The following is a 14512-nucleotide window of genomic DNA, read 5'->3' as shown; positions in this document are numbered from 1 at the left end:
CTAATGATGTTACATGATGAAAAACATTTAAAAAGTTCCAATTTTATTACCGATGCAGTAATTGGAATGAGCGACGGATTGACCGTTCCGTTTGCACTTGCAGCAGGATTGAGTGGTGCTGTAAGTAACAATAATATTATTTTAACGGCAGGTATTGCTGAGATTGTTGCTGGATGTATAGCAATGGGATTGGGCGGTTATCTTGCAGGAAAAACCGAACAGGAACATTACGAAAGTGAGTTAAAACGAGAATTTGAAGAAGTAGAGTTGGTGCCCGAAAAAGAAATGCAAGAGATAAAAGATATTTTTGCCGATTATGGCATAAGTCGAGAAGGACAAGATATTCTTGCAGATGAATTATCTAAAGACAAAACCAAATGGGTCAATTTTATGATGAAATTTGAACTAGGTTTAGAAAGACCACATCCAAAAAGAGCTAGAAACTCTGCATTAACAATTGGAATTGCTTACTTTATTGGTGGATTAATGCCATTATCTGCTTATTTTATTACTGACACACCAATAGATGGATTGAAACTTTCTTTGGCAATAACAACGCTTTGTTTGTTTATATTTGGTTATTTTAAAGCTAAAGTTACTGGTCAACCTCCAATAATTGGTGCTTTCAAAGTTACATTAATTGGATTGATAGCAGCAGCAGCAGCTTATTTTGTTGCTATAGGATTTGAAAATGCTTTTAAAAATTAATAAATACTTGTTAACTATGAATGACGCACATTTACACTTGGTTGTAAACCATTTTCCAATTATTGGGACGATTTTTGGATTGGGAATTTTGATTGCCGCACTTGTTTTAAAAAACAATACTATTATGAACACAGCTTACATTATATTTATTGTAACCGCTTTATTTGCTTTTGCAAGTATGGCAACTGGTGATGGCGCAGAAGAAATGGTAGAAGACATGCCTTCTATTGGAAAAAAAATAATTCATGAACACGAAGAAATGGCCGAAAAATTGGCAATTGTACTATATCTTCTAGGCATAGTTTCAATTGTAGGTTTGGTATTTAATGTTAAAAAGAAAGCTAAAGCAAATTTAGTTTCATTTTTAGCCTTAACGATTGCTGTTGTTGCTGTCATCTTAGGAAAACAAACCGGAACTTCTGGCGGTGAAATTCGTCATACAGAAATAAGACCGAGTACAGAGAAAACTCAGAGTGGAGGCGAAGCACAAGAAGATTAATAACATACTTTAAAAAAAAATGCAACACAAGTTAGAAAATTTATAAAATTTCTTTAAGCTGTGTTGCTCCTTTTATTTAGATTTGAATCAAAATTCATAAAATGAAAAAAATACTTTTTATTGATCGTGACGGAACAATTGTTAAGGAAGCCAAAGCGCCAGATTATGTTTTAGACACTTTTGAAGAGTTAGAATTTTATCCCGAGGTATTTCGATATTTGGGGAAAATAGCTCGTAATTTAGATTATGAATTGGTTATGGTTACCAATCAAGACGGATTAGGAACCAAAGTTTTACCCGAAATTACCTTTTGGAACATTCACAATAAAATTCTGAAAGCTTTTAAAAATGAAGGCATTGTTTTTACTAAAGTTTTTATTGATGATTCTTTTCCAGCAGATAAAAAACCAACTAGAAAACCAGGAATTGGTATGGTAACAGAATACATCAACAATTCAGAATATGACTTAGCTAATTCCTTCATGATTGGCGATCGATTAACCGATATGGAATTTGCTAAAAATCTCGGTGCAAAAGGAATTTTTATTAACAATGATGAAATTTTAGGTGCAACAGAACTAAACTCTAAAGTAGAAGATTTACAAAAAAATATTATTCTTCAAACTATTAGTTGGAAAGTGATTTATGAGTTTTTGAAGAACTAATTAAAAAGCATCATTGAGTTGTTTGTTGATATTAAAACTTAAACCAATTCTATGATTGGAAACTCCTGCAATTTCAGAATTTTTTAGGCTAATTCCATATCCATAGGTCAAACAAAAACTTCCTCCTAGACTTATACCCATTTCTGGTAAAATTCTAAATTCAGATTTATTATTTTGAAAATAATTAACAGCCGAAAGTCTTACGGTAAAATATGTCATAGAAATGTCATATCCAACTTTGGGTGCAATGATAAATTCGCTGTTGTATTTAAAATTTGATTCAATTCCTATTCGCCAACCAACAATTCCGACTGTCCAATTTTCCGTGGAGATTTTTCCAACTGTTACATTTAATTCGTTAAACATATTTCCTTGGCAAATAATTCCTGGAGAAAAAGCTAAATCATATTTTTTATTTGATTGTTTTTCTTGAGAAAAGGAATAAAGACTTAACAAAAAGAGTAATGATAAAAAATGTTTTTTCATTAATATAATCTTGTTTATAATGTTGCATTTTCAAACAAAAGCACCTGACTTTTTAATCGTTCTATCAACATATTCATCATCCTTTTATTTAGATTAGATGAATTTTTTATATATTCATTATATTCATCTGTTGTAAATAATCCGATAACCATTCCTTTTAGCGAATTTCTAAATTTAATATCACGCTGAATTACATTTTCAATGTAAGCATTTTTCTTATCTGGTGACAACGTAAAAAAAACGTTCTTTTGTTTGATCGCATAGTTTCTAAAAACTTCAATAAATATATCATTTTGAAATTTTAAAATAGGGCGTAAGGTTTTATTTTGAAACGATTCCTCAGGCGATGATTGATTGGAAACCATTCCAATTGCTTCACTTCTTAATTCTAAAATCAATAAATTTCTAGTTTCCATTTTTTATTTAAAGTTATAAAAAAACCTCTGTCAAAAAACAGAGGTTGATTTATATTTATTAAGAATAAATTGTTAATTATTCTTTGATTTTGAATGTTACTCTTCTTACAAGTTTTCTTGCACCTTCAGAATCTACATCTACAGAAGTATCTTCTCCTGATGAAACTATGTTTAATCTAGATGCACTAATCCCAGTTTTCACTAAGATTGCTTTTACAGCTTCTGCACGACCTTTAGATAAAGCATTATTAAGTTCAGTAGATCCAACTTCGTCTGCATGACCATAAATATCAATAGACGCTGAAGGATTATTTTTCAAATAGGTTCTAATAAAATCAATTCCTTCTGTAGAAACATTTGTTGGATTAACTTTAGCCGTATCAAAATAAGTTGTTACATAACCTTCATTGATCAAACGTTTAACCATGTCAACGTTATTTTTATCTGTATTTTCTTTAGATGTTTTATCAATATAACGCTCCAACTCATCTGGAACTCCATTTCTATTGATATCTACCATTTTACCTCTAGTATCAACAGCAACACCTGCTACTGAATTGTTTTCTTGATCTAAATAATCTGGAACACCATCTTTATCTGTATCATTCATTTGAGTTTCCATATCGCCAACTCTTTTATCTAACGCTTCAATTTGCTCGATATTTTTGTCTTTAATAATAGCCCAATCTCCATGAATATCATTTCTACCCAACGAATAAGTTAAACCTAATGAAGTTGTTACTAATTGTCCGTTTAGATTATTAGAAGCGTCAGAATATGATCCGTCCCAATTGAAATGTTGTCTGTAACTGTTTTGAATAGTTACGTCCAATAATAATGACATTTTTTTAGAAAAACGAAATTGAGGCGATACACCAACAACTAATCCACCATTATATTCTGTCATATTTAAATTATGATCTTGGTAAGAAAATTGATCTACAGTTTTAGATGTCATTGCATCAATTCTTATACCACCATGAAAAAGCAATCCAAATCTTGATAAAGATTCTTGTATGTCAAACAATCTACTTGCATTGATAACACCTTCAATAGACAAACCCATTTGTTGCATTTTGAAAGGAATACTTCCGTTATTTTTAATATTTTTTATTTCGTCATAATGTAAACCACCTTTAAAACCAAATTTTGGACTAATCATGTATCGTGCAGATAATGAATATCCATTAGCTTGTGGTTTACCTAGAAAAGAACCAGCGTCACTAGAATAATATCCCACAGAATATGGTTTAACACCTTTTGCTTGACCTACTGTTAATTCAATTGTCCATTGATTGTATCCAGACGAAGCTGTGTCTTTTTTTACTTCTTTATCTTGTGCAAATAAACTTGCTGTTGAGGCCAACATTAAAGACAATAATGTAATTTTTTTCATATTATTTATTAAGTTAAAAACTATTTTAGTTTGCAAATATAATGTTTTACACTAAATTAACAACTTTTTAAAGTACAAATACCATTAAAACATACACTTTAACTTTTAAAAATTAATTTTATAACTGAATAACTATTAATTTATTAAACTAAATATGTTAAATAAATTTGATCAATAACATAAATCTATCCATTCTATTTTTAACAAGAATAATCAAACTAAAGATTTGAGTTTAAAATTTACAATAGCTACAAAACTTGATAAATACGATTTGAAATCCTTAAATTTGTAGCATAAAAATTAAATTATAAATGAGATTTCATACTAGAAAATGGGTTAAACCCGAAGATTTAAATCCCAACAGTACTTTATTTGGTGGGCGTTTATTGGCTTGGATTGATGAAGAAATTGCTCTTTATTCTATAATACAACTTGAAAGTCCAAGAATTGTTACCAAACACATGTCGGAAATAAACTTTAGAAGCTCGGCTAAACAAGGTGATATTGTAGAAATTGGAATTGATGTAATAAAATTTGGTGTAACTTCATTAACACTAATGTGCCAAGTTAGAAACATGATGACCAAAGAAACCATTATTTCTATTGATACAATAACAATGGTAAGTGTTGGATTGAACGGAAAACCACATCCTCATGGAAAAACAAAAATTGAATATGTAGAAGACAGATTAAAAAAATAATTACGCTTCGAAGTTGTTTTTATCTGTGGGCATTTCATAAATTTCTAAATCAAAGTAAGAAATTGAAGCTATAATGTGGTCAAAAATATCTGCCATGACATATTCATATTCTTGAAATCGTTGGTCTTTTGTAAAGGCATAAATTTCTAGAGGAATTCCATGTGCCGTAGGTTGCAATTGACGGCATAATAAAATCATGTTTTTATTTAAACTAGGATAATTCTCAAGATAATTGGTAATGTATTTTCTAAAAAGTCCAAAATTGGTCATGTTTCGCCCATTTATAGAAAGTGATTTATCTACATTATAAATTTTATTATATTTATTTATTTCATCTTGACGGATGTCTATATAATTGGATATCAATTGAATTTCTTTCATTTTATCCAAATCTTCTTCGGTTAAAAAACGGATACTTTTGGCTTTAACAAGAATATGTCTTTTAATTCGTCTTCCGTCAGAATCTAGCATACCACGCCAATTTCTAAAAGAATCTGAAATCAAGCTGTATGTGGGAATTGTTGTGGTTGTATTGTCAAAATTTCTAACTTTTACAGTTGCCAAATTTATTTCGATTACATCGCCGTCGGCACCAAATTTATCAAACGTTATCCAGTCACCAATTCGAACCATATCGTTTAGCGAAACCTGAACGCTTGCTACAAACCCAAGAATGGTATCTCTAAAAATCAAAATTACAATTGCCGAAATTGCTCCAAGAGTACCAAATAATGTATTGGTATTGATGTCAAATATTTTAGAAATAATTACCCCAACTCCAAATATCCATAAAACTATCATTATTACTTGGATGTAGCTATCAATAGGTTTGTCACTATATCTAGGTTGTTCTTTTAAGTAATCTCTTATAGCTTTTAACACACTTCGAACAATCCAAAGTGTTAATAAAATAATATAAATTCCGACTAATTTTCCAAAAACTGATTCCCAATACACATAATTTTCTAAAATTACAGGAACCGATTTGAAAATAAATAGAAATGGTGTAAGATGTGCAATATATTTGGCAGTTTGATTGGAAACTAATAAATCATCAAAATTAGTTTTGGTTTTTTTAGCAACAACTGCCATAACAGTAACTAAAATTAATCTAAAAAGAATATAAATAAAATAGGCTAAAACACATAAAATCAATATATTAATCACCAAACTAATATACGACGAAAGCGTTTCTCCAAAGCTCATTTTACGAAGCAATGGATACAACCAACCAAATATTTTTTCTAACAAATTATGCATTTTTTACATACTTTTTTTCAATGTAAAAAGTTCCAAAAGGCAATAGTGACGCCACTTGAACTATCAAAAAATCTTTTATTGACCAACGCTGACTTTTCTTAACAAGAAAGGCTAAAATTATATAGCCAATAAATAAAATACCATGTGCCATTCCTATTGGAAAAAGCAAGGTTTTGTATAAATCAAAGTTATTAGGTTTAATAAACAACATATTGGCAAATAAAACCAAATAGGAAATTCCTTCAGAAATTGCTGTAAATTTGAAAATCTTAATCATAGTAATTATTTAGATTGCAAAATTAAGCTAATAGGATTAATTTAAAACCATAAAGTAACTTACTTTTGTAATAATTTAGCATTTATTATGAGCAAACGAGATCTAAAAAAGTATTTATCTGAATTAAATAAAGAGCAACTTGAAGAGCAACTTATTGAGTTATATGACAAATTTAAAGATGTAAAAGTCTATTATGATTTTGTTTTTAACCCAAACGAACGAAATTTAGTTAAAGATGCCAAGCTTAAAATCTCTAACGAATATTATCCAATTCGTGGTAAAAAACCCAAAATGCGTCGTTCTACTGCTCAAAAATTTATAAAACACTTTATTTCACTTGGTGTAGATGCTTTTATAATTGTAGATGTAATGCTTTATAATGTAGAAATTGCACAAACTCTTTCTTCCGAAAGACAAATAAACCAAGAAGCATTCTATAAAAGTATGTTAAATTCGTTTGAACAAGCTATAAGTTTTATGATAGAAAAAGGTATTCTAGAGGATTTTAAAAGTAGAGTAGTGGCTATAAAAGAGGAATCTGTACGACAAAATTGGATTAATAAATATGAATTCAATGCCATCGTAGAACGATTTGATTATTAAATTTTTGATATATTTCTAAAAACATAGCGTTGAAACTCTTTTTTAGACGTAATTTTGCAAAATTGTAAAAATTACTATGTCTAAAAAAGATTTACTTGTCGAAATTGAAGATAAAAAGGAACTTTATAGTTACCAAAAAGGCGATATCGACAAGATATTCGAACGGCTAGACAACGCACCTCATAATTATCATTTACTTTATCAATTGCCAACTGGTGGCGGAAAAACAGTTATTTTTTCTGAAATTACCAGAAGATATTTAGAACAACACAATAAAAAAGTGATTGTTTTAACCCACAGAATTGAACTTTGTAAGCAAACATCCAAAATGCTAAAGACATTTGATGTTAAAAATAAAATTATAAATAGCGCCATTAAGGAACTTCCAGATCAAGAAGAGTATTCTTGTTTTGTGGCCATGGTTGAAACTTTAAAAAACCGACTTAACGACGAAAAGTTAGAAATACAAGATATTGGTTTAGTGATAATTGACGAAGCTCACTTCAACTCTTTTAGAAAGTTGTTTAGTGCCTTTGAAAATGCTTTTATACTAGGCGTTACAGCAACACCATTAAGTTCTAATATTAAGTTGCCAATGTATGAAAACTATAGCGAATTGATAGTTGGCGATACCATTCAGAATCTTATTGATAATGGATTTCTTGCAAAGGCAACAACTTACAGTTATGATGTTGGTTTAACTTCTTTAAAAGTCGGAATTAACGGCGATTATACTGTAAAATCGTCCGATGATTTGTACAGTAATATGGTGATGCAAGAAAAATTATTGCATGCGTATACCGAAAAATCACTTGGAAAGAAAACCTTGATTTTTAACAACGGAATCAATACTTCCTTGCATGTTTACGAGAGTTTTAGACATGCTGGCTACAATATTAGACATTTAGACAATACCACAACAACCGAAGACAGAAAAGAAATTCTAACCTGGTTTAAGAAAACTCCTGATGCAATATTAACTTCAGTTGGAATTTTAACCACAGGATTTGACGAACCAACAGTTGAAACAATTATTTTAAATCGTGCTACAAAGTCGTTAACACTTTATTTTCAAATGATTGGTCGTGGATCTAGAAAATTACCTCATAAAGATAATTTTAATGTTATTGACTTAGGTAACAACGCTTTACGATTTGGTTTATGGAATAATCCAATGGATTGGCAACACATCTTTAAATCGCCAGAATATTATTTAGAAAGCCTTCGCGAAGATGCTGACATTGAGAGCAATTTCAAATATGTAATGCCCGAAGAATTACGTAAAAAATTCAGTAAATCAATTGATATTTCTATGGATATCAATGAAGAATTTAAATTTACAGTCAAAAACAATTTGAAAGCCAAATCAATTTTAGAAAAATCGTTAGAACAACATGCAACAATGTGTGTTGAAAATACCGAAGAATTAATTGACGCCCGAAAATTATCTAAAGAATTGAACGACGATATCGAATATAGAATTCGTCAATATTGTGTTTGCTTAGGAAACGTTACTAAAAACTATAGAAGCTGGTTAATTGAAGATTATTCTTTAAAACTTACAATCGCTATTGGAAGAATATACCGAATAAAAGTTATGAATGAAGCTGATTAATTGCTAAAAAGCATCTCTTCTTATTATCATTATTTTGAACTATAATTTATATTATGTAAAATAGAATATTTAATAATCAAACCTTTTTTGTATGAACTATTTCTTATTGCTGCTAATATACTTCGCTATTCCAACAAAAACTACCGACATTGTTCCGAAAAAAATTGTTAGATAAACAGAATTTATAGCAACTTTTACTAATCCAAGTTCTGAAACATTCACAAAGGGATACGGATAATAATTAGAATAAGTTCCTCTAATCATAATTACAATCAAATAAAGTATTGGATAAATCAACCAGCCTAAAATATTTCTCCAAATAATCGCTGTTTTTTTAACTTCAAAATACCAGTATAAAATATAAACTGTGGGAATAATTAAATGCAACATTTCGTCAATTATTTTCTGAATTCCTTGTGGTTGCCAAATAAATCTGAGAATTGTGTTGTAAATAAAACCTACTACAAAAATATATACTGCAATTGCCGTTTGAGTATTAGGTTTTAAAAAGAAATTTATTCTGCTTTTTGGTTGAAGCCAAATGACTGTAAATGTTATAGCTACTATAATATTAGTAAGAATAGTAAAAAAAGTGAAAAATCTAGCCAGCGTTTCGGCTATTGACACTACTCTATTTTGAATTATTAGTATAAATTGACTTACAATTGTAGTCCAACATACTAGAAAACAAACTATTACTAAATAATTTTTATTGTTATTTCTTGTTATCATACTAACTATTTGAATTGTAAAATTAAATAATTTATGAATTGACATAGCTATAAAACGACATTTTTAATTCAATTTCAATTTATATCTTTATTACTTTTGCACTTTCAGTGTTTTTTTCTATTTTTATAAAAATATGTTTGATTATGAGTAATGCGATTTCACAGCGTGTAGCCGATTTTCTTAAAGAGTATGAGCCATTCAATTATTTACCTTACGAGGATTTAATTAAAATTGCCAATACAATTCGTGTAATCAATCTAGAAAAGCACAAGTCATTGTTTCAAATAAATGATGTTTTGCACGATTGTTTTTATGTTGTTGCCTCTGGCGTAATTCATTTGACGGTTATTTCTGATGCAGAAGAATCGCTTTTAAATAAATGTTATGCTGGCGATATCTTTGGATTGCGTCCGTTTTTTGCGAAAAACAATTATCAAATGAATGCAAAAGCACGCGAAGAATCTATTGTTTACGCCATTCCTATTGCCACTTTTAAACCCTTTGTTGCTCAAAATTCTGAAGTTTTAAATTTCTTATTAGAAAGTTTTGCTGCAAATACCAAAAGTAATTCTGACAGTCAAAATCATGGATTAATTTCGGATAACGTAGGTTTTTCAGACAATCAATCTGATATGCTTTATTTTCAATCGCTATCCTACAATAAAACTCCTTTAAAAATTAGTACTGAAATTACTATTAAAGAAGCAGCACAATTAGTTACAGACAATATGTTGGACAGTGTTTTAATTACCGAACAAAGTTATCCAGTTGGTATTGTCACCGATAAAGATTTTAGATCTAAAGTTGCCACTGGTCGTTTTCCGTTGTCAAATACCATTGATAAAATAATGGCATCGCCTGTTATTACTGTTGCCGAGAATATTTCTGTTGCCGAAGCGCAATTGGTCATGTTAAAACATGGTGTAACGCATCTTTGTGTAACGCAAGACGGAACAGATAAATCTGATGTGAAAGGCATTATTTCTGAACATGATTTAGTAGTTGCTCAAGCCAACAATCCAGGTGTTTTGCTTAAAGAAATTAAACGTTCGCAATCGGCTAAAGAATTGAAATTGGTTCGTGATAAACTAACCGATATTGTCCAATCCTCCATAAATAAAAATATTCCGCTTACGCACATTAATAGCATTGCCGGCGAGATTACACTTGCTATTGTAAAACGCGCAGTCGAACAAGCAATTCTAGATTTGGGTTCGCCTCCAGCCCGATTTGCTTGGTTAAGTATAGGAAGTCAAGGCCGAAAGGAACAGTTATTGTACACTGATCAAGATAGTATTTTGGTTTTTGAAGACGTTTCTGCTGATAAGTATCGTGATGTAAAAGACTACTTTTTAAAAATGGCTAAAAAGACTACGGCTACATTAGAAAAAGTAGGTTTTTCTTTTTGTCCACAAGGTCACATGGCAAGTAATATGTTATGGTGTAAATCACTGACTGATTGGACAAAACAATACAACAGCTGGATGAATACTCCAGGTGAAAATTCTAACGAAATTAGTAGTGTTTTCTTTGATTATGAAATGGCGTTTGGCGAACAAAAAATTGAAGATGCTATTACCGATACCATTTTTAAAAATGCCAAAAATAATGTTCTTTTCTTTGATTATTTAGGAAACGATGCTTTAAAGAAACCTACTCCACTTAACTTTTTTAAGAAATTTAACATTGAGGAAGAAGGCGAAAACAAAGGTAAATTTGATATTAAAACTAGAGCTTTAATGCCTTTAATTGATGGCGCACGAATGTTGGTTTTAAGCAATAACATCAAAGGAATTAATAGTACTTACTTACGATATAAACAATTAGCAATGGTTGATCCTAAGTTTTCTGAAGTGTATTTAAATTGTGCTGATGCCTTTTTAGTACTTTCAAAATTTAGAACTTTAGAAGGATTAAAAAATGATAGTTCGGGACAATACATCAATTTGGACGAGTTGAATAAAGTAGATAAAGAGAAATTAAAAAATGCCCTTGCTCCTATGCGTGATTTGGAAGAATTGATAAAAGATAGGTTTCAACTGACACAATTTTCATAATTATGCTCGACTGGTTAAAAAATATTAGCAAAGAACACCCAGAATTTTGGAAGAACTATGTATCTAAATTTGATAAAAAATCAAATCGATATGTGGCTGTAAGCGTTGAAACTACTGGTTTAAATCCTAGTAAAGATGTGATAATCTCTTTTGGAGCTATTGGTGTTGTTAACGATAACATTTATATAGGTGATACTTTTGAAATTGCAATTCCACAATACAAATATTTGCATGATAATGGCATTACCAATGATTTTTTATTAGAAAGTAATCAGCCAAAATTAGCCGAACCAGCAGCGATAGAAAACTTTATTAATTTTATTGGTAATTCCACTTTGGTTGGGCATCGCATCAACTTTGATGTAGAGATGATCAATGTAGCTTTGGAAAAATTAGCTTGTGGAAGGCTAAAAAATGAAGCCCTTGATATTGAAGTCATGTATAAAAAACTTCATGATATAAATGATAAAAACTTCTCTTTGGATGAATTGTCTCATTTATTTAAAATTGCCAAAACAGAACGAATTTCTACAACCGATGATGCTTACACCATTGCACTTTTGTTTCTTAAACTAAAATCTCGTTTGGGATTGAAGTAAAGTGATAAATAATCATTTAGTTTTAAGTTTTTTTTCGAAGGCATTGCACTAATTGACAATACAATAAAAAACTATTGCTAAGTTTATTTGTTCATGATTCGATACAGTATGCCTTTTTGAAAATCTATTACGATCTAAGTACTACATTACTATTTGTTAGCGTTATGTATAAAATATTTATTGAGTTTTTATAGCGTAATATTTCAACTGGTTACTAGAAATATAAAAAAATAATTACCGCTGGCTTTAACAGCAGCTGTATTATCAAACTTCATTATAACCAAACCAAATGATACACTTTTTTTCAATAGCACTTCGTCATGATTTTAACGAAGACCCAAAAATTGATTTCAATAATGATTTAACAATTATTCTGGCGACAACCAACAAAGAATTTGTGAAAAATAATCGCATTTTTTTTAGAAATCAATTAGGAAGTATCGATTGCTATATTGAAGATTATGAAGCAATTAACAAACAAGTTGAACTATTATTTTTTTGGGTAGTATGCAACAATGTTGACTTTTACAATTACACTGCTTATCCAATCGATGTTAATTTGGCAATTCCCTATTATTATTGGACTAACTCTAGAGAAAGTAATATTCTTGAGGAACATAAATTTCAAAATATACCAATAGAAACACCACCAAAAAATGCAGTTGGAAGCATAGGAATTAAATTAAATAACGTTTCATTAAAGCAACAGTTTGCTATTACTATAAAGGTTAAGGAAACGATTTGGGTATATACTATTTATTTTAAACAGTTACATAAGGAATGGATCTACACAATTACAGATAAAAATAACGAATGGGTATTTACTGAGTTATCTAAAAATGAAGATTCTATTGTATTTAAATCAAAAGAGACTATTCCATTATTCAAATTATCTACTGGTCGATTGCTGTTAACATGGATAAACAAGGAATCCAATTCATTTAAAGAGGAACAATCTTTGGTGCTTCCATTTCCAAATTATACTCATAAACTAGAACGAAAAGACAATCAAGAAGTTTCTACTGTGTACCTTCATCTATAGTTATTTTAAAACCAAAACAATTTCCAAAATTAAATAAACACACAATAATTTCATCAAATAGAAATAATCCTCTCAAAACGTCCATGATGTGTAATCGAAAGTGGTTTATTTACTAAATCTAAAACATCAAAATAATACGGAATTCCTTCTTCCTTTTGAATATTTTCTGGTCGAGCAATGGTTTTAATTTTATCAAAATCAATGATTTTTACAACTGATTCTGTATAAATATAGTCCGAAGTAATTTCGGTTTTGGTAAAAAAAACTTTGTTGTCAAATACTACTTTTCCTATTTCTAAATCCAAATCGGAGCATTCAAATTGTATGGGATTGTAGTTTCTAATTCCGGTTTGACGGTTGTAGATTTTGTAAGCTGCTTCCTTCCTACTCCATAAATTCCAAATCATAATCTCTTGATTTTCAGAAGAATTTATAGCGGATTGCTCTTGTACTGTAAAAATTTTATCTATAAAACCTTTGCGTTTCCAATTGCTTTCTATTTGCGATAAAGCCAAATCTACAATGTCGTTTCCAATCATTATTTTTCTGTTAATTTGGTGTTTATTATTTCTAAAGCCGCTTTTATAGTAAGCATTTTCTCCATCGAAGCATTGTCAATTTCAATATCAAAAGCTTCTTCTGTATCTAAAACTATGTCTACCAAATTGGCCGAATTTATTTGTAAATCATTAATGAAATCGGTTTCTTCAGTGATGTTTTGAAAGGCTTCTTCGTTCTTAACAAAAGGTTTAACAATCGATTTTAATTTTTCTAAAGTTTCTGATTTAGTCATTATTATTATTTCGGTTTGAGTTTTAAATTTATTTTTTATGATTTCGCTTCATTATGCTTATCGTGTTTCGGCATAGAATATAATCAGTTTAAATATAGTTAAAATTAAACTTAAATCCTAATTAAAATTTAATCTATTTTACCGCTTCAAACTAAAATGACTTCGAAAAACTTTAGCGTTGTAATAAATTACAAACCAATAATCAGAAGCTGGCAAAAGTTGCTGTTTGAAAGTTCCGTTCCAAGTTTCGTTATTTTTCAAAACCTTTAGCACTTTACCAAAACGATCATAAATTTCAATTTTGATTTCTTTATCAGAAGTTATGTTCCAATTGTCGTTATATCCATCACCATTTGGTGTGAAAATTTGGGGTAATTCCATAGTAAAACTAATTCTTCTATAACAAAACAATCTCCGGTATCTGTTACATCCTTAACTTTGACTAAAACTTGCTGCACTAGTGATGTTGTGTAAGTTGCATTACTTTGAAATGGTGCATTGTTAAAACTGTATAAAAATTGACCACTTCCACCATTTGTTTGAACTGTTATGGTTTGTTCTACATCAAAATCATCATTAACGCTATAAGTAAATGTAAAACCACTATCAGGAATAATTGTAGTATTTAAAGTAAAACTTGTAGCACATTGACCAGCATTAGGC

18 protein-coding genes and 1 pseudogene are annotated in these 14512 nt (G+C 29.7%); 9 read left to right on the top strand and 10 right to left on the bottom strand.

From position 1 onward, the window contains the following. The first annotated feature begins 3 nt into the window (after positions 1–3). The 3 genes and pseudogenes from ACH2CG_RS05010 to hisB all read left to right on the top strand — a co-directional run. Complete coding sequence (locus ACH2CG_RS05010) at positions 4–708, top strand: VIT1/CCC1 transporter family protein (RefSeq protein WP_395062824.1); 705 nt, start codon at positions 4–6, stop codon at positions 706–708. A 16-nt stretch (positions 709–724) separates the two neighbouring features. Then, positions 725–1207, top strand: coding sequence for a hypothetical protein (locus tag ACH2CG_RS05005; RefSeq protein ID WP_395062822.1), 483 nt, complete (start codon positions 725–727; stop codon positions 1205–1207). A 101-nt stretch (positions 1208–1308) separates the two neighbouring features. Next, positions 1309–1866, top strand: a pseudogene (gene hisB / locus ACH2CG_RS05000) (histidinol-phosphatase); the annotation flags it as partial. A gap of 6 nt (positions 1867–1872) precedes the next feature. Here the strand turns inward: hisB and ACH2CG_RS04995 are convergent. The 3 genes from ACH2CG_RS04995 to ACH2CG_RS04985 form a co-directional block, all read right to left on the bottom strand. Then, positions 1873–2358 (bottom strand): hypothetical protein, encoded by a 486-nt coding sequence (locus tag ACH2CG_RS04995; protein WP_395062820.1) that lies wholly within the window; start codon positions 2356–2358, stop codon positions 1873–1875. 14 nt (positions 2359–2372) lie between these two features. Next, positions 2373–2774: a glyoxalase gene (locus tag ACH2CG_RS04990; protein ID WP_395062818.1), complete on the bottom strand. Its 402-nt coding sequence runs from the start codon at positions 2772–2774 to the stop codon at positions 2373–2375. 76 nt (positions 2775–2850) lie between these two features. After that, on the bottom strand, positions 2851–4170 hold the full coding sequence (locus tag ACH2CG_RS04985) for an OmpA family protein (protein ID WP_395062816.1): 1320 nt from the start codon (positions 4168–4170) through the stop codon (positions 2851–2853). A gap of 311 nt (positions 4171–4481) precedes the next feature. Between ACH2CG_RS04985 and ACH2CG_RS04980 the strand changes: the two genes are divergently transcribed. Next, complete coding sequence (locus tag ACH2CG_RS04980) at positions 4482–4871, top strand: acyl-CoA thioesterase (protein WP_395062814.1); 390 nt, start codon at positions 4482–4484, stop codon at positions 4869–4871. Here the strand turns inward: ACH2CG_RS04980 and ACH2CG_RS04975 are convergent, their stop codons facing one another. Then, a complete protein-coding gene (locus tag ACH2CG_RS04975; RefSeq protein WP_395062812.1) occupies positions 4872–6131 on the bottom strand; it encodes a mechanosensitive ion channel family protein in 1260 nt (419 codons plus the stop codon). Next, positions 6124–6408 (bottom strand): DUF3817 domain-containing protein, encoded by a 285-nt coding sequence (locus ACH2CG_RS04970; RefSeq protein ID WP_395062810.1) that lies wholly within the window; start codon positions 6406–6408, stop codon positions 6124–6126. Before ACH2CG_RS04970 ends, ACH2CG_RS04975 begins: the two co-directional genes overlap by 8 nt. Positions 6409–6495: 87 nt before the next feature. Between ACH2CG_RS04970 and ACH2CG_RS04965 the strand changes: the two genes are divergently transcribed. Both ACH2CG_RS04965 and ACH2CG_RS04960 read left to right on the top strand, forming a co-directional pair. Next, positions 6496–7011 (top strand): DUF6155 family protein, encoded by a 516-nt coding sequence (locus ACH2CG_RS04965; protein ID WP_395062808.1) that lies wholly within the window; start codon positions 6496–6498, stop codon positions 7009–7011. 76 nt (positions 7012–7087) lie between these two features. Continuing rightward, positions 7088–8626: a DEAD/DEAH box helicase gene (locus tag ACH2CG_RS04960; protein WP_395062806.1), complete on the top strand. Its 1539-nt coding sequence runs from the start codon at positions 7088–7090 to the stop codon at positions 8624–8626. Positions 8627–8722: 96 nt separating this feature from the next. Here ACH2CG_RS04960 and ACH2CG_RS04955 read toward each other — a convergent pair whose 3' ends face one another. Continuing rightward, positions 8723–9358 (bottom strand): Pr6Pr family membrane protein, encoded by a 636-nt coding sequence (locus ACH2CG_RS04955; protein WP_395062804.1) that lies wholly within the window; start codon positions 9356–9358, stop codon positions 8723–8725. A 143-nt stretch (positions 9359–9501) separates the two neighbouring features. Here ACH2CG_RS04955 and ACH2CG_RS04950 point away from each other — a divergent pair, with 143 nt between their 5' ends. From ACH2CG_RS04950 to ACH2CG_RS04940, 3 genes are all read left to right on the top strand, one after another. Beyond that, complete coding sequence (locus ACH2CG_RS04950) at positions 9502–11415, top strand: DUF294 nucleotidyltransferase-like domain-containing protein (protein WP_395062802.1); 1914 nt, start codon at positions 9502–9504, stop codon at positions 11413–11415. Positions 11416–11417: 2 nt separating this feature from the next. Next, entirely contained in the window at positions 11418–12014 is a 597-nt protein-coding gene (locus ACH2CG_RS04945; protein ID WP_395062800.1) for a PolC-type DNA polymerase III, read from the top strand. 289 nt (positions 12015–12303) lie between these two features. Next, entirely contained in the window at positions 12304–13056 is a 753-nt protein-coding gene (locus ACH2CG_RS04940; protein ID WP_395062798.1) for a hypothetical protein, read from the top strand. A 53-nt stretch (positions 13057–13109) separates the two neighbouring features. On the opposite strand, the gene ACH2CG_RS04935 is transcribed toward ACH2CG_RS04940, so the two are convergent. The 4 genes from ACH2CG_RS04935 to ACH2CG_RS04920 all read right to left on the bottom strand — a co-directional run. Continuing rightward, positions 13110–13595, bottom strand: coding sequence for a 4'-phosphopantetheinyl transferase superfamily protein (locus tag ACH2CG_RS04935; RefSeq protein ID WP_395062796.1), 486 nt, complete (start codon positions 13593–13595; stop codon positions 13110–13112). Beyond that, entirely contained in the window at positions 13595–13849 is a 255-nt protein-coding gene (locus tag ACH2CG_RS04930; RefSeq protein WP_395062794.1) for an acyl carrier protein, read from the bottom strand. The genes ACH2CG_RS04935 and ACH2CG_RS04930 overlap by 1 nt, the downstream gene beginning before the upstream one ends. 138 nt (positions 13850–13987) lie before the next feature. Then, positions 13988–14230, bottom strand: coding sequence for a T9SS type B sorting domain-containing protein (locus ACH2CG_RS04925; protein WP_395062792.1), 243 nt, complete (start codon positions 14228–14230; stop codon positions 13988–13990). Next, the coding region (locus ACH2CG_RS04920) for a hypothetical protein (protein WP_395062790.1) at positions 14170–14512 on the bottom strand (343 nt) is incomplete at its 5' end. The genes ACH2CG_RS04920 and ACH2CG_RS04925, both read right to left, overlap by 61 nt.

Source organism: Flavobacterium sp., assembly GCF_043778725.1.
Taxonomy (GTDB): domain Bacteria; phylum Bacteroidota; class Bacteroidia; order Flavobacteriales; family Flavobacteriaceae; genus Flavobacterium.
This window is presented reverse-complemented; position numbering and strand designations above follow the sequence as displayed.